The organism is Ferrovibrio sp. GW821-FHT12E11 (assembly GCF_058806975.1).
The window spans coordinates 917,959-936,383 of sequence record NZ_JBXAQG010000001.1 but is presented as its reverse complement, the minus strand read 5'-3'; the positions used below and the strand labels follow the sequence as shown (position 1 = coordinate 936,383).

Sequence of the window (18,425 nt, the reverse complement as noted above, 5' to 3'; positions counted from 1 at the left end):
CATGGCTAGGATCGACGACCGCGATGCGGTTTTGCGCGAATCCGTGCTCTTCGTTACCCAGAATTATGCGCCCGAGGTCATCGGCTCGGCGCCCTATTGCGTCGATCTGGCTGAAGGTCTGGTGCGACACGGACGCAATGTCACCGTCCTGACCGGCCTGCCGCATTACCCGGACCCGGCGGATTTCGCAGCGTTCAACCATGCTGCGCCCCGTCATGGCCTTGCAAACGGCGTAACAGTCGAGCGTCTGCATAGCTGGTTGCCGAAGCGACGCTCGGCCATGATGCGGATTGCCAGTGAGCTGATGTTCCTGCTGGCCGGACTCCGGGCCTTGCTGACCCAGCGGATCGTCCGCCATGAGCTGGTGATCTCGCTCTGCCCCTCGATCTTCTGCGTGCTATTGGGGGTGTTTGCGACACGACGCGGCGGGCGCCATGTCGCCCTGGTGCATGATATCCAGTCCGGCCTGGCCCGCGGGCTTGGCATGGTGAAGTCCGGCCTGCTGATCCGTCTGATGCGGCTGTGTGAACGGATCACCCTCAACCGGCTCGATACGATATTTGTCCTGTCCGAGGAGATGGCGGCGGAGTTGCGCGCCATCGGTGTATCGGCTCCGATCGAGCTGTTGCCAATCTGGGTCGATATCGCAGCCATCACGCCACGTCCGGCGCCGCCGGGACGGCCGCCGACCTTGCTCTACAGCGGCAATTTCGGACGCAAGCAGGGGTTGGAGCAGATCATCGCCCTGGCGGCCGAACTGCAGAATCTGCGGCCTGAGGTGCGTATCCTGCTGCGCGGTGCCGGTGGCGAGGCTGCCGGACTGGCGACCGAAATCGCCAGCCGCGGCCTGAACAATCTGCAGATGGAGGGACTGCTGCCGCGCGAGCGGCTGGCCGAAGGCCTGGCCGCCGGCGATGCCCATCTGGTGCCGCAGAAGCCCGATGGGGCCAATTTCGCGGTTCCGTCGAAAATCTACAGCATCATGGCGGCAGGACGCAGTTTTGTTACCACGGCTCTGCCCGGCGGCGCTTTGTGGAATCTGCAGGCTGAAACCGGAGCGTTTCTCTGCGTGCCGCCAAACGATGCACCGGCCTTGGCTGCTGCCGCCTTGCGGCTGCTGGACGATGAGACCTTGCGCAATCAGATGGCTGAGCAGGGCCGCCGCCATGTCGAGCGGCATCATGCCCGGGACCGGCTGATCGACCGCGTGGATGCGACGCTCACGATGTTGTGCCGCGAAGGCCAGCCACAGGCGCGACGGCAGGATATTCTGGTCTTCGAACCGGACCCGCATGGCCATGCGGAGGAATGGCTCGGCCATCTTCTGGCCTGCGTCGACCGCCAGACCGCTGTTGATCGCATCTGGCTTGCGGTGGCGCCGGAATTGCAGGTGGCTCTGGATGTGGCCTTGCCGGCAGCCCTGCGCGGCCGTGTGCGGTTGCTCGCACTGACGCCCTCCGAGCAGAAATACTGCACGCACCGCATTCTGGTGGTCAGTGGCTTTGCCCGCTGGTGGGTGATGCGGCGCTACCTGCGTCGCACCGGTGCGGGCATCGGCCATTTCCTTGCGCTCGACCATCTGACCCTGCCGTTGGCCTGCGGGCTTGGGGCAGGCAAGGCGGTGCTGGGCGGCATCCTGTTCCGGCCCTCGGTGCATTACCATGCCATCGGCCCTTACAAGCCCGACTGGAAGGAAAAGCTGCGCGACCTGCGCAAGGATCTGCTCTATCGCCTGATGTTGTGCAATCCAGCCGTCGGCGCGGTGCTGACGCTGGATCCGTTCTTCCCTGAATATGCCGTGCAGCGCTATGACCGCGGCGACAAGGTCAGTGCCGTACCGGATCCGGCCTTTCCGCCACCACCGGCCAATGATGCGGGACTACCCGTGGCCCTGCCGCCAGGCCGCATCATGCTGCTGCTGTTCGGGATGCTGACCGAACGCAAGGGCGTCCTGCAGCTGGTCGATGCCCTGCATCTGCTGCGGCCCGAAACGGCGGCGCAGATTGCCGTAGTGGTGGCCGGGCAGGTGGCACCCGACATCCTGCGCGAGGTCACCCTGCGGCGGCAGCGTCTGGCGAAAGATCAGCCAGCGCTGTGGATGCATATCGAGAACCGCCGGCTCGCCAGTGCCGAGATCGCTGCCCTGGTGCAACAGGCTGGTGTGGTACTGGCGCCGTATCAGCGGTTTGTTGGCTCCAGCGGCGTGCTGTTGTGGGCGGCGCGCGCCGGCAAGCCGTTGCTGACCCAGGATTACGGCCTGCTTGGCCGCCTCGTGCGGGACAATCGTCTCGGTCTGGTTGCCGATGTGACAGATCCGCGGCAACTGGCGAAGGCGATCGCACGGATGGTGGAGATCGATCCGCAGCGCTTTCGCGATCCAGTTGCATCGGCGGCTTTCATTGCCGGCCGTACGCCAGAAGCCTTCGCCGATCAGGTCTTCGGTAGTCTGCGTCAATCCTAGGCACGGCGGCGGCGATATTGCGCCGCAGCAACCCCGGCATGGTCACAAGCGCCTGCACAGGTCGCATGCCATATCAGAGGTCCCCAGAATTGGAGCTGCTAGCATGTCACTCGACGTCCTCCCAGGCTCTCGCTCATCTCGTTCTTCTGCTGCCGTGCAGTCGGCTGTTGCCTATGCGCCGATGCGGCCCGAGATTCGCCACCGCGGCCGGCCGGCCGAGCCGGTTGCGCATCTGCGTCATATCGAAAAAGGCGTGACGCCGCCGGTTTCGCTCGAAATCGTCAGCGGTATTCTGCGTGGCTTCGATGCCATCGTTGCCCTGGCCTCAGGGCTGGTGGCGCTGCTGCTGGCAGCGCCCGACCTGCCGATGTCGGCTTCCTACTATGTGGCGATGTCGATGTTCGGCGCCTTGGTTGCCGTCAATGCGCTGCATCTGGCCGGCGCCTATGACATCGGCCGTCTGCGCCACGGCCATGTGCATCTGCTGCGCATGCTGATGGCCTGGTGTGCCACCGGCGTGGCCATGGCGCTGGCCATGGCCGTCAGCGGTGCGGATCTGCTGCAAAACTGGAGTTGGCTGGGCCTGTGGTTCACCATTGGCCTGTTTCTACCTTCGGTGGCTCGGGTCGGCTTGACCCTGCGCATCGATCACTGGCGTCAGAATGGGCGTCTGCGCCGCCGGGTCGCCATTCTCGGCGCCGGGCCGGATGCCCAGACGCTGCTGCGGCATTTCCGCGATCGTGCCGATGCGGATGCGGTGGTGGTTGGCCTCTATGACGAGCGGGCCGGCGACCGCCCCAGCGGCTGGCGTGGCCATAGCGTGCGCGGCAACTGCGACGACCTGGTGGAGGATGTGCGCCGCCAGCGTGTGGATGCCGTGATTGTGGCGTTGCCCTATGCGGCTCAGGGCCAGCTGGATGGCATCCTGGCCAAGCTGCGCTGTGTGGCCGTTGATATCTGCCTCTGTCCCGATCCTTATGGCCTGCGGCTGGGCGAGGGCGTGGCCGACCGCATCGGCGATGTGCCGCTTCTGATGGTCGACCGGCGGCCCTATCGCGACTGGAACGGTGTGGCGAAGATGCTGGAAGACCGGCTATTCGCCGCCGCCATCCTGTTGCTGATCTCGCCGGTTCTGGCTGTGATCGCCTTGGCCATCCGGCTCGATTCGCCGGGACCGGTGATGTTCAAGCAGAAGCGCTATGGCCGGAACAACCAGCTGATCGAGGTGCTTAAATTCCGCACCATGTATCACCATGCCCGTGACCCGAATGCCGAGACGCTGACTAAGCGTAACGACCCGCGCGTCACCCGCGTGGGGGCTTTCCTGCGCCGCACCAGCATGGATGAGCTGCCGCAGTTCATCAACGTGCTGCGTGGCGAGATGTCGGTCGTGGGTCCGCGGCCTCATGCCCTGCTGTGCAAGGCTGGCGGCGTGCTCTACCACGACGCGGTGGAAAACTATCACTGGCGCCATCGGGTCAAGCCGGGAATCACCGGATGGGCCCAGGTAAACGGGTGGCGTGGCGAGACCGAAACCGTCGAGCAGATCCAGAAACGCGTCGAGCACGATATTTATTACATACAGAACTGGTCGCTGCTGCTGGACGTTCAGATTATAGCCCGCACGATTTTCGGCGGGTTCACCGGACGGAATGCATTTTGATCAGTAGGCGAAACCCCTGATGCGCTGCCTCTGGCTCACGCTTGCCGACCCCGACCCGCGCCATAACGGCCAGTTCATCTATTCCGGTGGACTGATCGATGCGATGGTGGCCGGCGGCGCAGACATGCATGTGCTTGGCCTGACCAGACCCGACTCGCCGTCGCGCCCCCCGGGTCGCGACGGCGAGGTTCACTGGTGGCTCAGCGAGCACCGGCCGCGCTCGAATCTGGTCAGCCTGGCCTCGACGTTGCCCCATATCGCCGACCGCAGTCGCACCCCGGCGCTGCAGCGTCTGTTGGAGCAACGACTTGAACAGGAACGCTGGGATGCCATCGTTTTCGACGGTATCTCGGCCGGCTGGGCGCTCGGTCCGGTGCTGCGGCGCCTGCCGCGGGGCAGCAATCGTCCACGGCTGGTCTATGTGTCGCATAATCACGAGGCCAGCCTGCGGCGCGAGATCGCCAGCGGCCATGAGAATTTTCTCAAGCGCCAGGTGCTGCATTATGATGCCCTGAAGGCTGCATGGCTGGAAAATGCTATGGTCGACGCCGTCGACCTAGTCACAGCCATCACGCCAGAAGACGCCGAGCGCTATCAGACGTATCGCCCGGGGTGCCGCATCGAAGTGCTGACGCCGGGTTATGGCGGCGATCATGCCGAGAGCAGCCGCAGGATCACGGCAGCCCTGCCGCGCCGCGCCATCATCGTCGGCAGCTTTGACTGGATTGCCAAGCGGATGAATCTGGAACAGTTTGTCGCCGTCGCCGATCCGCTCTTTGCCGCGCAGAGCGCCGAGCTGCAGGTGGTGGGCAGCGCGGAGGCGTCTTTCCTCGATCATATGCGCAAAAAAGCCGTGGCCACCCAGTTCACCGGGCCGGTCGATGGCATACCGGAATTCATGCGTCAGGCCCGCATTGCCCTGGTGGCCGAACGCCATGGCGGCGGTTTTAAGCTGAAGGTGCTGGACTATATCTTCAATCGCATGCCGATCTTGGCTCTGGACGGTTCTGTGGCGGGCGTGCCCCTGCGTCACGACGACAGTATCCTTCTTTATGCCGATTACGAGAAACTGGCGCGCGGCGTGTTGCAGGTGATTGATGACTGCGACCGTCTCAACGGACTGCAGGATCGCGCCTATGACGTCTGCCGCGACCATTTTCACTGGGCCAGCCGCGGGCAGAGCCTGTTGGCCGCCATGGCAACGCCATGAAGTTGCAGCTGATCGCCGAGCCGAAACTGAACGGCACCGACATGGCGCTGATGGTGGTCTTCTTCATCGGTATCTATCTCGGGGTTTCGATCCAGGTGACGCCTACGGTGCCGTTTCCCGCAGCGCCATCGGGTGTGGTCGGTGTCGTATTGCTTTGGCGTCGTCGGAACGACATACAGCCCCGGCATCTCGCCGGCCTGCTCGGTATTGTGCTGCTTTATCTCTGTGCCAGCCTCTCGGCCGCCAATCTGGATTATCTGGGCAAGCGTTTCACGGGTCTGATTCAGTTGAGCTACTCGCTGATCATTGCCTATGCGATGTTTCTCACCCTGTTGCAGGCCAGTCGGAATCAGCTAGCAACCCTCTTCCTCGGCTTTACTATGTTTATCCTGATCGGCAGTCTGCTGGAAAGCTATGCCGGACTGAGCAGCATCAGCGACGCGGTACGCAACGCAATCTACGATTCCGGCATCTACGACGCCGATAAACGTGACGAGATTCTGTATGGCAAGGTGCGGCCCAAACTGTTCACCTCCGAGCCTTCGGCGGTGACGTTCGGGTATACGCTGTTCATATTCTCCTGGTTTGTGGTTTCGCAGCATCCTCGCAAGCTGATGATCTACCTTGTTCTGCTCGGACTTGGACTTCTGGTGATGCCGGGGCCAACCCTGCTGCTCGCCCTGCTGCTGATCGTGCCCTATTACTTCTGCGTCCTTCCGGCCACGCCGCCAATCGGGCGGCTCGGCCACAGCTATCGGCTTGCGATCTTCGCAGCCGGTGTGATTGTCGCTGTTATCTTTACTGTTCTGGGCACCACCGTTTATGCCGAGCGATTCAGCAATATCAGTGCCGGCAACGATCCCAGCTTCTTCTACCGCGTGATCGGTCCGGCTCTGGTCGCCATCGAAGTGATGCAGCAGCATCCCTGGGCCGGTGCAGGACTGACCGGCGAGAATTATATCGCCGACCTGGTGATCAATGTCTTCGTGCAGTCTTCGCAATTCTCGGCCGGCTGGAAAATCAACAAGATCTCCGAAGTGCTGACCAATTATTTCTGGCTGCACTGGATCTATCTCGGCCTGGTCTGGGGCAGCATCATCCTGGTTGGCCTGTCTTTCTGGTTGCGGACATTGGGCGCATCGAGCGTCCTGTTCTGCTTGGCGGTTTGGCTGGTCTTCGGCCAGGCTTCGGGTGCCTATGTCAGCCCGAAGACCTGGGTCGTGCTGCTGCTGGCCGCCGCCCTGTCGGTGGTACACCAGCGTATCGCCGCGCCCGTCGCCGGCTGGCAGCCGGTAATGCCGGCTATGCCACAACTGCGCCGCCATCTGCGTGCGCACGCTCCATCCGCCCCCCTGCTGCAGGAATGAGTATGCAGCGTCGCGACCTGCTTGCTCTGGGCGGCGGTCTGGCCGTCGGGGCCGCCTTGGGCATCGACGCCCATGCGGCAGCCCAGGAGCCCTCATCGCCTGCCGCGGCTCTTTCCGCTGCCGCTTTTGGTATCCGTGGTGATGGCAAGGCTGATGATACGAATGCCCTCCAGGCGGCATTGGATGCCACCTTCGCCCGGCCGGATGGCGGTCTGCTGACCATTCCGCCCGGGCAATACCGCATCACCCGCAGTCTGCGTATTGCGCCGACGGTCAACATCACGCGGCAGTCTGGCATCTTTGCGCCGGGTGCACGGCTGATATCGGCCATCACCGATGGCAGTCCCGTTCTGGACGTCGTCAGCCGCTCAACCTTCCGCTTCCTGCTGATCCAGGGCCTGGATATCCACGGCAGCGGACAGGATGGCGACGGCATCCGCCTGATCTGCCGCGGCAACGCGCATTTCCTCTATAACTTCTGCCTGCGTGACCTGGTCGTGCAGAATTGCGGCCGCGACGGCGCCCATCTGTTCGGCAATGTCTTTGAAGGCCAGATCGCCAACTGCTTCTTCCGCAACAATCGTGGCAACGGCGCCAGTTTCCATCACGATAAGGCCGGGGGCATCCTGTCGGCCGTGCGTGTCGTGGGCGGCGTGTTCGGCGAGAATGGCGACAATGGCGCGGCGCTTCGCGACGGCTGCTACGATATCAGCTTCCATGGCAGCTATTTCCTGCTCAACAAGCGTCATGGCCTGGTGGCAGAAAATGGCTGCACGCTGCTGTCTAGCTGCGGCTTCGAAAACAATCATGAAGGCGCGCCGGATTTCTCCAAGGGTGGTCCCGGCATCAAGCTGCAGGGATTCGCCACGCTGGTTGGCTGCACGGCGTACTCGATGTTCAAGCAGACCCATCTTCTGGACGCCTATCTGACCGGGCAGCTTGCCATGGTCGGCTGCAGCGGCAGCGGCGATGCCAAGGCTGACAGGGCCGGGCTGGCGCGCCTGGGCGGCAGCGCCAAGGGCCAGGCTAGTGTGATCGGCAGCAGTGGTGCGATCGAATACAGGGATGGCTTCGAGGCCGTAGAGATCGGTGGCGGCCGGGGTGGCCTGCGTCTGGGGTCAGACTGGCAGAGCCGCAATCTGGCGCGGCTCGGGGATTATGCGCTCTGGGTCGATCGCCAGGGCCGGCTGCGCATCAAGAACGGCAATCCACAGCACGATGCGGATGGTGCCCCGGTCGGAGTCTGAAGCTTCTCTGCGTTCAGTTTAATCAGGCTGTCCGGTTGATGAGCTGGCGCGGCAGCAGCCAGAGACGCTCCAGTGCCCGGCGGCTGCGCGGAATAAGGGCAAAGACCGCGAGGGCTATCGCGCCGCCGGTAACCGTCATAACGGCGAGCGCCTGTATCGGTGTCAGCGCCATCACCGCAGGCAGGTGACGCAGGCCCCAGATGCCACCTGCCACAGCGGCCGATACCGCCAGCGACGGCGTTGCCGCGCTCCACAGGTCGGCAAGGCCGACCGGGCCCCGGCGGCTGGCCAGCCAGAAGGCGGCCGGCAGGCGCAGGCACAGGCCGCCGGCGGCATAGCCCACAGCAATGCCGATCGCACCGAAGGGCAGGCCAGCCACAATGGCAATGCCGACCAGCACGGAGTCCGCCAGGGCGGCACGCAGCAATTCGCGTGGCCGGTTCTGGCTCTGATAGAGCAGGCCGACGGCCAGCATGGTGGGCAGCGAAATGGCGGCGAAGGAGAAAGACGCCACGAAAGGCGTGGCCGCCGTCCATTGTGGTCCGAACAGCATGTCCACCACCCAGTCGGCGCAGACGAAGGCCAGGGCTGCCGGCGGCATGGTGATCATGGCGAATTTCTCGAACATCAGCAGGAAAGCGCTGCGGTAACGTTCTGGGCGCGCGTCAAGGCGGCTCAAGGCCGGCATGGCCACGGCATAGAGCGGCGCGTTGATGTTATTGACCGGCACCAGCACCAACTTGGCGGCACGTTCATACAGGCCCAGGGTCGCCGGCCCCCAGAGCCAGCCGATCAGCATCTGGTCCAGGCTGCGCGCGGCGGCCGTCGCCAGGTTGTAGCCGGTCACGGATGCGCCGAAGCCGATCAGGCTGCCCAGGCCCGCATCGCGGCGCGGTAGTCCGGGACGCCAGGGGCAGAGCAGCCAGCTGCCGACAAAAGCGATAGCCGGTACGGCCAGGCGCTGCGCGACCAGGGCCCAGTAGCCGTCACCGCGCAGGGCCATCACGACGGCCAGGATCATGGCGATGAGTTCAGCGCCGGTTTCCAGCAGCGCGATGGCGCCAAAGCGCATCTGCCGGCGCAGCAAGGCCCAATGCTGGATGGTGAGGCCGCTGACGGCAAAGCCGGCCGCCAGCCATTGCGTCACGGCGGTCAGTTCCGGCTCGCCGTAGAAGCGCGCGATCGCCGGTGCCGACACCAGCAGCAGGCCGGCGATCGCGCAGCCGACGGCCGTGTTGATCCAGAACAGGGTGGAAATCTGGTTCTGCGTAATATCGGGCCGCTGGATGGTCGCAGCGGAGAGGCCCAGCTCCTTGACCAGATCGAGCAGCACGGTCAGCGCCGCGATCATGGCGATCAGGCCGAAGGCATGCGGTGGCAGCAGGCGGGCCAGGACGATGGTGGAGCCGAACTGGATAATAACCCGGAGTGCCTGGCTGCCGAAGGCGATTGCGCCGCCGCGGAGGGTGCGGCGGCGCAGATCGTCCTGCAGATGTCCGGTTGCCAGCGGATCCGTCGTGTCGCTCAAGCGCTGGCCCGCAGGTCTGACAACTGGTGTTCGAGAAACCAGCGGTAGGTGCGCTGCAGTCCGTCTTCCAGCCGGGTTTCGGCCTGCCAGCCGAGCGCACGCAGGCGACCGGTATCCACCACCTTGCGCGGCGTGCCATCCGGTTTGCTGGTGTCGAAATCCAGCCGGCCGCGGAAGCCGATGACCCGGCACATCAGTCCGGCGAGGTCGCGGATCGAGATTTCACCACCGGTGCCGAGATTGAGGATGTCTTCGCCAGAGTGAAATTTCAGCGCATGCACGATGCCGTCGGCAGCATCGTCCACGAACAGGAATTCCCGCAGCGCCCGTCCGGTACCCCACACCTTCACGGCGTCCTGACCGGACTCCTTGGCATGGTGGATTTTTGCCATCAGGGCTGGAATGACATGGCCCTGCATCACATCGAAATTGTCACCTGGGCCATAGAGGTTGGTCGGCATGATCGAAATGAAATCGCAGCCATACTGGCGGCGATAAGCTTGGCACAGTTTGATGCCGGCGATCTTGGCGATGGCATACCATTCGTTGGTGGGTTCCAGCGGTCCGGTAAGCAACGCGGTTTCCGGGATCGGCTGCGGGGCCATCTTCGGATAGATGCAGCTGGAGCCAAGGAAAGCCAGTTTTTCGACATGATGCTGGCGGGCGGCCTCCACGATATTGGCTTCGATCATCAGGTTGTCGTAGAGGAATTCCGCCGGTCGCGTGTCATTGGCATGAATGCCGCCGACTTTCGCAGCCGCCACGATCACAGCCTGCGGCTGGGTCTCGCGCAGCCAGAACTGCACCTGCTCCGGGCTGCGCAAATCCAGTTGCTGGCGCGGTGCGGTGAGAATCTGACAATCCTCGCTTTGCAGCCGCCGCACCAGCGCCGAGCCAACCAGCCCGCGATGGCCGGCGACCCAGACGCGCTTGCCCGCAAGGGAGTAGACTGGGCGTTGCTCAGGCATGGCTGTACACGCTGTGATCGTTGTGGTTCTGCTTCAGGTTGGCGCGATCGGCATCCACCATCTCGGTCACCAGTTGCTCGAAGCTGGTGCGATGCTGCCAGCCGACCTGGCGCCAGGCCTTGTCCGGACTGCCAAGCAGGAACTCTACCTCGGTCGGGCGGTAATATTCCGGATCGACGGCAACCAGGATATCGCCTGACTTGCTGCAAAAGCCTTTTTCATCGGCGCCCTTGCCATCCCATTCGATCGGGCGATTGATGTGACGGAAAGCTAGTTCGACGAATTCGCGCACACTGTGCACCTCGCCGGTGGCCAGGACGTAATCGTCGGGCTTGTCCTGCTGCATGATCATCCACATACCTTCGACATAATCGCGGGCATGGCCCCAGTCGCGCTTGGCATCGATGTTGCCCAGGTAGAGGCATTTCTGCAGGCCATGCTCGATGGCGGCCACGGCGCGGGTGATCTTGCGGGTGACGAAGGTCTCGCCGCGGATCGGGCTTTCGTGGTTGAACAGGATGCCATTCGAGGCGTGCATGTTATATGCCTCGCGGTAATTCACGGTGATCCAGTAGGCATACAGCTTGGCCACGGCATAGGGACTGCGCGGATAGAAGGGCGTGGTTTCCCGCTGGGGGATTTCCTGCACCTTGCCGAAGAGTTCAGAGGTGGAAGCCTGATAGAAGCGGGCTCGGTCTTCCATTTTCAGGATACGGATCGCCTCCAGTAGGCGCAGCGTGCCGAGAGCATCGGTATTGGCGGTATATTCCGGCGTCTCGAAGCTGACCTGCACATGGCTCTGGGCGGCCAGGTTGTAGATTTCGTCCGGCTGAGTCTCCTGGATCAGACGGATCAGGTTCGACGTATCGGTCATGTCGCCGTAATGCAGGAAATAGCGCACGTCTTCTTCGTGCCGGTCGCGATACAGATGGTCGACGCGCCGGGTATTGATCGAAGAGGAGCGGCGCTTGATGCCGTGCACGACATAGCCCTTCTCCAGCAGAAGTTCCGCCAGATAGGCGCCATCCTGCCCGGTGGCTCCGGTGATCAATGCTACCTTGTCGGCCATGGTGGGTTCCTTTGCGTTTGGGGAGGTTTTGTTTCGGGTCAGACCAGGGCGATGCGTTGCGCCACGGCATTCCAGGAGTAGGAGTTCAGAACATGCTGCTGGCCGCTCCAGGCCATATGCGCCAGGCGGTCATGGTCGCTCAGCGCATCGAGAATGGTGGCGGCGAGGACTTCCGGATCGGCCCGCTCGACCAGGAAGCCATGCTGGCCATTTTCCAGAATCTCGGGCAGGCCGTTGCGCTGCAGGCCGATCACCGGGGTGCGCGACAGCATCGCTTCCAAATACACCTGGCCCCAGGGATCGTTCAGCATCGGCTGCACCAGCAGGGTCGACATGCGATACAGCCGCTGCAGTTCGCGCCAGGGCAGATGCGCATGGAAATGGATGCCGGGATGTTCGGGCACATGCTTGCGGCTGCGTTCGTCGCCGACGATGGATAGCGTCAGGTCGGGCCGCTGGCGATGGGCCAGCCTGAATGCGTCGACCAGCAGATGGCCGCCCTTGGCGGCAAAGATATGCTTGGCGACGAATAGCAGATTCGGCCGGCTGAAATCCTTGGGCTGCTCATAGGGCTCGATCTGGCCCATGCCGGAACCGACGGCGGTGACGCGATCCGGCGGTAGGCCGTAATGCTGGATGATGTGGTCGCGCACATAAGTGCCGAAGGTGAAGACATGCTCCACCGAGCCCAGCGCCTCGCCCTCCTGCTGTTCGAACAGGTCGAGCGCGCGTTTGCTGTAACCGGTCAGGTCGGTGCGGTGGCGCAGCGACAGCGCCCAGTCATGGTCGCAATAGAGGTAATGCTTCACGCCATCGGACAGGTCGGCCGGCGGCAGATCCAGCGTGCCGAAATGCAGCACATGACGGATATGGCGGCGGCGCGCGATCTCGGCCAGTCTGGCGGCAGCCTGACGGCGGGCGGCTGGCATACGCAGGGCGGCTTCGCTGGTGCGTGGCAGGCCATAGCCCTTCAGCATATAGCGTAGCGCCAGCATGGCCCGTTCGCCCTTGCTGCTGCCGGAATCGATGCCTTCCACCGCGATGCCCAGTTCCTGCAGGTCGCGGCCCACATTATAGGGCGCGCCCGACCAGGTTCGGCGATCGAGCGGATTGCCGAACACACTGCTCAGCGCCACGCGGTCGAAGCGCTTGGGCAGGTCTGTGAGGCTGGCATGGGACGGGCTGGCCTGTCGTGCCGGAGCGGCAATCATGGTCACGGTGATCCTGTCTTGGACTGGGTGGAACAAGTCTCATGGAAACCCAGCACGCGTCGGATCGCCAGTGATTAGACTGTGACCGCAAATGCATGGCGCACATGCTGAAAATACAGGCCCTGCGCGGCTTTAGGCGATTTTGTGGCGAAGGTTTTCAGGCACAGATTAATCACAACGGCCGACAGCCATCGGACCTTAAGTTGCCATTGGAAACGCGCCGAATCCGTAGGCCATGCGCTTGCGGCCGTAACCCAGGAGCGAGAGATGCACAGTCCCGTCCGGCAGAAGAAGACCGCTGTGTTCTTCGCGCCCGATGTCAGTGACGCCACCACGATCAAGCGTGCCGAGTCTTTTCTCAGTCACGGCTATCACCTGCTGATGTTCGGTTTCCGCCGCGATCACTACAACGCCGACTTCCATCCCAGCTGGCCCTGCATCCTGCTCGGCCGTACCCATGACCGTCGTTACGGCCAGCGCGCACTGGCGCTGCTGAAGGCCGTTCCGCGGCTGTTCAGCCAGCGGCGCGCTTTGCGTGAGGCTGGATTTTTCTATGCCCGCAATATCGACCAGTTGCTGCTGGCGCTGATCGCCCGCCTGCTGGCGCGACGGGACACTCGAATCGTCTACGAAGTGCTGGATGTGCAGCCAGCCTTTGTCGGAGCTGGCTGGAAGGCGCGATTGCTGCGGGCTATCGAGCGGTTCGGCCTGCGCCGCGCCGATCTCCTTGTCCTGTCTTCGCCCGGGTTTCTGCGCAATTACTTCGCGCCGATCCAGGGCTACCGTCGCCGCTGGTTCCTGATGGAAAACAAGCTACCGGCGCATTTCCCGCAATCCCTGGCCGCATCGCGGCCTGCCTCGGATGCGGCACCGGCACCACGCGGGGCCTATCGCTGGGTGGTCGGCTATTGTGGCCTGATCCGCGGTCAGGAGACTTTCGACCTGATCGTGCGCTTGGCCGAGCGCCTGCAGGGCCTGGTGCTGTTCAAGTTCCACGGCGTGCTGACCACGGTGGATCGTCAGAGCTTTGCGGCGGCGCTGGCCCGGCTGGATAACCTGGTCTATGAGGGCTCGTATGTTAGCCCGCGCGACCTACCCGAAATTTATCGCGAACTGGATTTCGCCTGGGCCATCGACCTGGAGAATACCGAGCATAATTCACGCTGGCTGCTGCCCTGCCGTTATTACGAGGCCGGCTATTTTGGCGTGCCCTGTCTGGCCGCCAACGGATTCGAGGTCGGCGCGATGGTGCAGGAGCGCGGCCTGGGCTGGACCTTCGATGCGCCTTATGAAGACGCACTGGTGCGCTTTTTTATCACCCTGACGCAGACAGATTACGATGCCACGCGGGAGCGGTTGCTCAGCCAGCCCAACAGCCGCTTTGTTGGCGGCGAGGACACAGCCGAACTGCTGCATATGATCGACCCGACGGCGACGCCAGCCGTGGGGCAGCCGGTGCTGGACGCCGCACAGTAGCGGCGCAGGTCAGGCTGCGCGCCGGGCGGCCCCGTTGCCCGTGGCGATGGTGCGATTGATCATCACGCAATCAAACTCGATCAGGCGCATGCCGGGATCGCGGCTGATCGGATAGAGCCCGGAAATGTCGAAGCCTCGTTGGTTCAGCACGCGGATGGTTTCCACGTAATCGGGCATACCTTCATAGATTCCGATGATCGAGGCCTCGGTCTGCAGCGCCTTGATGCCGGGCAGGCTGGCCTGCGCGCCCGCCAGCACTTCAAGGTCGAAGCCCTGAGTATCCAGTTTCAGGTAGACATTGCGGAAACCGTAGTGCTGCTGCAGTGCCGGCAGCACGTCATCCAGCCGGTGCACCGCCACGGTTTCTGTATGCGCCGCCTCGTTCAGGCCGTTGAAGTCCGGCACGGCGCTGTTGTCGGGCGTCAGGAAGGAACTGAACTGATCCGACTTCATCACATGGATCGGCAGGGTTGACTCCGCGCGGCCGAGGGCATGGCCCAGAATATGCCAGCGACTGTCGGAGGCGCGGCGGCGCTCCAGGATTTCGATGTTGTGGCGCACCGGTTCGACGGAGACGATCAGACCGCCAAAGCCGACCTTGTCGCGCAGGAAGTCGTGATACTGGCCGGTATTGGCGCCGACATCGATCACGCAGTCGATCTCGAGAAAGCGGAACAGCTGTCCGAGATGGATAGCGAAGTCGCGGTCTTTCATCTCGCGTAGCGGCACGATGTCGTAGCCGAGGCTGCGCGAGGTGTTGCGGATCCAGGATTTCAGCGGTCGAAGCATTACGGTCCCGGTCTGTTGTGAATGGGAGGAGAGCGCCCAGCATCGCGTGCACCGCGGCGGATCGGAAGTGACCATTCGGTGGTCCCCGGCTGCGGACATCCAAGGTGCTAGGCGCAGGGGATAGCGGCTCGCTGATTTAGCGAGACGAAAGAATCCGCTTGACCGGGAGCCGAGTCCGGAGGGAGTATATAAATAACATACAACGTATTCATATAGAAGACATGAGCGAGCCGCAACGGGGCGTCAGGCCCCTCACTTCTGTCCTGAAGACCTTGGCCGTGCTCGACGCCTTGGCCGATGCGCGCAAGAGCGTGCGGCTGGTCGAACTGACCCGGGCCATCGGCGGCGAACGCGGCACCGTCTACCAGCGCCTGGTCACCCTGATCGAGGCCGGTTGGGTCGAGCAGATCGAGGACGGCAGCTTCCGCCTCACCATGCATGCCGCCCGGCTCGCCAATGCCGCACTGGAGCAGGCCAATCTGGGCGACCGCACCGTGCCGATCCTGCAGAAACTGGTGGACGACACCGCTGAAACCGCCTCGCTGGCGGTGCTGGACGGACCCGAAGCCCGCATTGTGCAGCGTGTGGAATCCCAGGGCGTGCTGCGGGCCGAACTGAAAGTCGGCGCCCGCCTGTCGCTGGACAACTCGGCCTCTGGCCGCGTGCTGGCCGCATTCGTGCCGGCGGAAAAGCTGCAGCGCTGGGTCGATGGCGGCATCACCGTGCCGTCGACCGCCATGCTGGAACAGGTGCGGCGCGAACGCTTCGCCGTCTCGGGCGACCGCATGGAAGGCATCATGGCTTCGGCTGCGCCGGTGTTCGAGGCCAGTGGCCGTATTCTGGCCGCGCTGTCGCTGGTCGGTCCGCAGCAGCGTTTCCAGGCCGAGAAGAGCCGTGCGCGCCTGATAGCGGCCGCCGACCAGATCACCCAACTGCTGCGAGGCCAGAGTTCATGAGCGCCACCAGTCGCAAGATCAGCCCCGCGCTAGAGAACCCGCTGAGCCAAGCGCCGCAGGTGGCGCTGCGCGCGCCCGAACACTTGATGCGCCCAGAAGCGCTGGCGGCATTCCAGCCAAGCCGGATCAGCGTTTCACGCGCCTTTGTCGCCCGTGCCGCGCGCGAGCGCTGGAATATCCAGAAGCTCAGCTTCGAGATTGACGAGCGCGCCAAGGGCCGTGCGCTCTACCGCATCGAGGCGCCGAGCGGCGTTTTCGATTTCCCGGTCTTTTCCAATGAGTTCAATCCGCAGGGCCGCACCGGCCGCATCATCGGTCGCAACTGGGACATGATGGGCGCCCTGGTCGAAGGGCCGATGTCGCAGGCCGATGTCGATTTCACCCAGGCCGAGCTGCCCAAGCTTTATGCCGGCCGTGCCACCGAGCGCACACTGGTCTGGGCCCGCTCGAACCGCTCCTCGCGTGTCTTCGATCATACGGTCGACAGTCTGGCGGCTGGTCGCCAGCCGGAAATCGCCAAGCTGGCGCAGGTCTGCTACCTGATGCGCAACACCGGGCTGGATGGCAACGGCACCTTCGGCACGCGTTCCTTCCGCGCGCTGGAAGACGATCATGCCCTGCGCCAGCCGCTGGCTGCCCAGATGCTCAGCGCCTATATGATGCGCCAGTTCGCCACCGATCTGGTGACCCAGCTGGCGCGTCACCGGTCGGACAAGGCGATCGAACTGGCTCCGGAAATCCGCCGCTTCCTTGGTGTCGGCAACGGCTCGGCGCTTGGCCTGATCCTGTTTGCCAACAACCACCCCAAGCTGATCGACCGTTTCATCACCGCGCGCGAGACCGCTCTGGCGCATGGCAAGTCGCTGCGTGTTGCCGCCGATGCGGCGGAAGTGAAGCGGCTGCAGACGCTGCTGGAACGTGCCGTCCGCTTCCGTCTGGAAGACCGCATGGTCTATGACGCCCTGGTGCCGAGCGAACGGGTGGCGGCCGAGCTGCGTAATGTCCTGGCGCTGGTGGCGGAATTCATGCGCTCGGGCACCGTGTCAGGTGTCGTGCCGGCTTTCCCGTTTGCCGCCATCTGCGATGCTGTGGAAGCCACCGCGCTGCCCGAAACCCTGGAAACCCTGCATTCCCTGCTGATCGAACTGGTGCCCGAGATCGCCGATGCGCTCTGCGAGACCCTGGTGGTCAGCGAGGAGATGACCACACAGCCGCAGATGAGCGTCGACACGCTGCGCCAGATCCTGCATGGCGACTACGCCTGGTGCTTCGCCATGGATCTGAGCACCGAGGCCTCGCAACGGTATATCTGGTACAAGTCGGCGACCGCCGAGGAGCCGCGCCGCGGCCCGCATGAAGAGGTTGACCAGGCCTACAATCTCGGCCTCGACCTGCCGCGGCTGGTGCAGAAGCTGGATGCGGCCCTGAGTCAGCAGCCGGGCAATCTGTCGACGGCCTGGTTCCTGCTGCGCCATCCGGAATTCCGCAGCATTACGGCACGGGTGCAGACCTTGCGCGGCCTGCAATACCACTCGCCGCATATGAACATCATGGGCGAGGAGTTCATCCCGATCCAGATGGTGCGGCTGCTCAACATCGGTCTGCACGGCATCGACAAGACGCGCGACTTCCTCAATCGCAACCTGCGCGGCGTGATCTACCACGGCGCGCCGTTGCCCGAGGACCTGCGCGCCGGCGCCCATGCCGACTGGATCTATCCCGCGGAGCCTGTCGTATGACTGCCCATGCCACCATGACTGCCGGCCCCGGCGACATCCTGCTGTCGGTGCGCGAGACACGCCTGATTGTTGAACGCATCCTGCTGCTGACCGACCTGCCATCCGGCACCGTCTCGGCAGTGCGCGAACTGGTGATTGCCGCGGAAGCTATCGGCAAACAGGGCCTGAAGCATCTGTTCAGCCATTTCGAGGCCCTGCGCGGCATGTCGCCGACGCGCCTCAAGATCACGCAGGGTGACAGCGGCTGCCTGCTGGCCGATGCCGATGGCGAGCATGCCTGGGCGGTCGGTCCGGTGCTGCTGGAACTGGCCGTGGATCTCTGCCGGCAACGCGACAAAGGCGTTCTCGTGGTCAATAAACTGCGCGAACCCTGCTTGCTCGAGGCCCTGGCGCCGTTGGCGCTGCGCTATCACACGGAGCTGACGGTGACGGCTGGCAGCGAAAGCGGCTCGGTCTCGATCGCGGCGATCGACCGCCGCGAACCCGACGCTGTATCGGATAACGACATCGATGTCTTCCTCACCGGCATGCTGCGTCGTGGCTTCACCGTGTCGCGCGCCCTGTGGTCAGACATCTACCATCTGTCGAACCAGTCGCTGACACCGGATTCGGTGGTGTCGCGCCGTCACGCCGGTCCGATCATCGTCGACGAGAATGGCCGCATCATCGGCCGCACCGACGATGACGAAACTGACTTCTCGCTTCTGTCCAAACCCGCCGATACCACTGCAGCCGCCTGAG

14 protein-coding genes are annotated in these 18,425 nt (G+C 63.6%); 9 read left to right on the top strand and 5 right to left on the bottom strand.

The window, feature by feature from the left end; translation table 11 throughout:
- Position 1 precedes the first annotated feature (1 nt).
- The 5 genes from AC1ROT_RS04655 (at position 2) to AC1ROT_RS04635 (ending at position 7,948) form a co-directional block, all read left to right on the top strand.
- Entirely contained in the window at positions 2–2,461 is a 2,460-nt protein-coding gene (locus AC1ROT_RS04655) for a glycosyltransferase (RefSeq protein ID WP_492997453.1), read from the top strand.
- A 103-nt stretch (positions 2,462–2,564) separates the two neighbouring features.
- Positions 2,565–4,124 (top strand): undecaprenyl-phosphate glucose phosphotransferase, encoded by a 1,560-nt coding sequence (locus AC1ROT_RS04650; RefSeq protein WP_492997451.1) that lies wholly within the window; start codon positions 2,565–2,567, stop codon positions 4,122–4,124.
- 19 nt (positions 4,125–4,143) lie between these two features.
- Positions 4,144–5,334, top strand: a complete 1,191-nt coding sequence (locus AC1ROT_RS04645) for a glycosyltransferase (protein WP_492997449.1) — start codon at positions 4,144–4,146, stop codon at positions 5,332–5,334.
- On the top strand, positions 5,331–6,701 hold the full coding sequence (locus tag AC1ROT_RS04640) for a hypothetical protein (protein WP_492997447.1): 1,371 nt from the start codon (positions 5,331–5,333) through the stop codon (positions 6,699–6,701). Before AC1ROT_RS04645 ends, AC1ROT_RS04640 begins: the two co-directional genes overlap by 4 nt.
- Positions 6,702–6,703: 2 nt before the next feature.
- A complete protein-coding gene (locus AC1ROT_RS04635; RefSeq protein ID WP_492997445.1) occupies positions 6,704–7,948 on the top strand; it encodes a glycosyl hydrolase family 28-related protein in 1,245 nt (414 codons plus the stop codon).
- Between the two features lie 22 nt (positions 7,949–7,970).
- Here AC1ROT_RS04635 and AC1ROT_RS04630 read toward each other — a convergent pair whose 3' ends face one another.
- The 4 genes from AC1ROT_RS04630 to AC1ROT_RS04615 are packed head-to-tail and all read right to left on the bottom strand — an operon-like array spanning position 7,971 to position 12,724.
- Entirely contained in the window at positions 7,971–9,476 is a 1,506-nt protein-coding gene (locus AC1ROT_RS04630) for a lipopolysaccharide biosynthesis protein (RefSeq protein ID WP_492997443.1), read from the bottom strand.
- A complete protein-coding gene (fcl, locus tag AC1ROT_RS04625; RefSeq protein WP_492997441.1) occupies positions 9,473–10,444 on the bottom strand; it encodes a GDP-L-fucose synthase in 972 nt (323 codons plus the stop codon). The genes AC1ROT_RS04630 and fcl overlap by 4 nt, the downstream gene beginning before the upstream one ends.
- Positions 10,437–11,513, bottom strand: coding sequence for a GDP-mannose 4,6-dehydratase (gmd, locus tag AC1ROT_RS04620; RefSeq protein WP_492969807.1), 1,077 nt, complete (start codon positions 11,511–11,513; stop codon positions 10,437–10,439). Before gmd ends, fcl begins: the two co-directional genes overlap by 8 nt.
- 38 nt (positions 11,514–11,551) lie before the next feature.
- Positions 11,552–12,724 carry a glycosyltransferase family 4 protein gene (locus tag AC1ROT_RS04615; RefSeq protein WP_492997439.1) on the bottom strand — a complete coding sequence of 391 codons (1,173 nt, stop codon included), beginning with the start codon at positions 12,722–12,724 and terminating at the stop codon, positions 11,552–11,554.
- Positions 12,725–12,991: 267 nt separating this feature from the next.
- Between AC1ROT_RS04615 and AC1ROT_RS04610 the strand changes: the two genes are divergently transcribed.
- Positions 12,992–14,200 carry a glycosyltransferase family protein gene (locus AC1ROT_RS04610; RefSeq protein WP_492997438.1) on the top strand — a complete coding sequence of 403 codons (1,209 nt, stop codon included), beginning with the start codon at positions 12,992–12,994 and terminating at the stop codon, positions 14,198–14,200.
- 9 nt (positions 14,201–14,209) lie between these two features.
- On the opposite strand, the gene AC1ROT_RS04605 is transcribed toward AC1ROT_RS04610, so the two are convergent.
- Positions 14,210–14,989, bottom strand: a complete 780-nt coding sequence (locus AC1ROT_RS04605; RefSeq protein WP_492997436.1) for an FkbM family methyltransferase — start codon at positions 14,987–14,989, stop codon at positions 14,210–14,212.
- Between the two features lie 221 nt (positions 14,990–15,210).
- Here AC1ROT_RS04605 and AC1ROT_RS04600 point away from each other — a divergent pair, with 221 nt between their 5' ends.
- Genes AC1ROT_RS04600 through AC1ROT_RS04590 form a run of 3 tightly spaced genes read left to right on the top strand, consistent with a single transcriptional unit; the run spans position 15,211 to position 18,424 of the window.
- Positions 15,211–15,945: an IclR family transcriptional regulator gene (locus AC1ROT_RS04600; protein WP_492997434.1), complete on the top strand. Its 735-nt coding sequence runs from the start codon at positions 15,211–15,213 to the stop codon at positions 15,943–15,945.
- Positions 15,942–17,684 (top strand): hypothetical protein, encoded by a 1,743-nt coding sequence (locus AC1ROT_RS04595; protein ID WP_492997432.1) that lies wholly within the window; start codon positions 15,942–15,944, stop codon positions 17,682–17,684. Before AC1ROT_RS04600 ends, AC1ROT_RS04595 begins: the two co-directional genes overlap by 4 nt.
- Complete coding sequence (locus tag AC1ROT_RS04590) at positions 17,681–18,424, top strand: hypothetical protein (RefSeq protein WP_492997430.1); 744 nt, start codon at positions 17,681–17,683, stop codon at positions 18,422–18,424. The genes AC1ROT_RS04595 and AC1ROT_RS04590 overlap by 4 nt, the downstream gene beginning before the upstream one ends.
- The last annotated feature ends 1 nt before the right edge of the window (position 18,425 follow it).

Excerpts from the sequence above, each read along its gene's own strand:
- AC1ROT_RS04655 (WP_492997453.1), top strand. The coding sequence starts at position 2 with ATGGCTAGGATCGACGACCGCGATGCGGTTTTGCGCGAATCCGTGCTC.
- AC1ROT_RS04640 (WP_492997447.1), top strand. The coding sequence starts at position 5,331 with ATGAAGTTGCAGCTGATCGCCGAGCCGAAACTGAACGGCACCGACATG.
- AC1ROT_RS04590 (WP_492997430.1), top strand. The coding sequence starts at position 17,681 with ATGACTGCCCATGCCACCATGACTGCCGGCCCCGGCGACATCCTGCTG.
- AC1ROT_RS04615 (WP_492997439.1), bottom strand. The coding sequence starts at position 12,724 with ATGATTGCCGCTCCGGCACGACAGGCCAGCCCGTCCCATGCCAGCCTC.
- AC1ROT_RS04610 (WP_492997438.1), top strand. The coding sequence starts at position 12,992 with ATGCACAGTCCCGTCCGGCAGAAGAAGACCGCTGTGTTCTTCGCGCCC.
- AC1ROT_RS04605 (WP_492997436.1), bottom strand. The coding sequence starts at position 14,989 with ATGCTTCGACCGCTGAAATCCTGGATCCGCAACACCTCGCGCAGCCTC.
- fcl (WP_492997441.1), bottom strand. The coding sequence starts at position 10,444 with ATGCCTGAGCAACGCCCAGTCTACTCCCTTGCGGGCAAGCGCGTCTGG.
- AC1ROT_RS04645 (WP_492997449.1), top strand. The coding sequence starts at position 4,144 with ATGCGCTGCCTCTGGCTCACGCTTGCCGACCCCGACCCGCGCCATAAC.
- AC1ROT_RS04595 (WP_492997432.1), top strand. The coding sequence starts at position 15,942 with ATGAGCGCCACCAGTCGCAAGATCAGCCCCGCGCTAGAGAACCCGCTG.
- gmd (WP_492969807.1), bottom strand. The coding sequence starts at position 11,513 with ATGGCCGACAAGGTAGCATTGATCACCGGAGCCACCGGGCAGGATGGC.
- AC1ROT_RS04635 (WP_492997445.1), top strand. The coding sequence starts at position 6,704 with ATGCAGCGTCGCGACCTGCTTGCTCTGGGCGGCGGTCTGGCCGTCGGG.
- AC1ROT_RS04600 (WP_492997434.1), top strand. The coding sequence starts at position 15,211 with ATGAGCGAGCCGCAACGGGGCGTCAGGCCCCTCACTTCTGTCCTGAAG.
- AC1ROT_RS04650 (WP_492997451.1), top strand. The coding sequence starts at position 2,565 with ATGTCACTCGACGTCCTCCCAGGCTCTCGCTCATCTCGTTCTTCTGCT.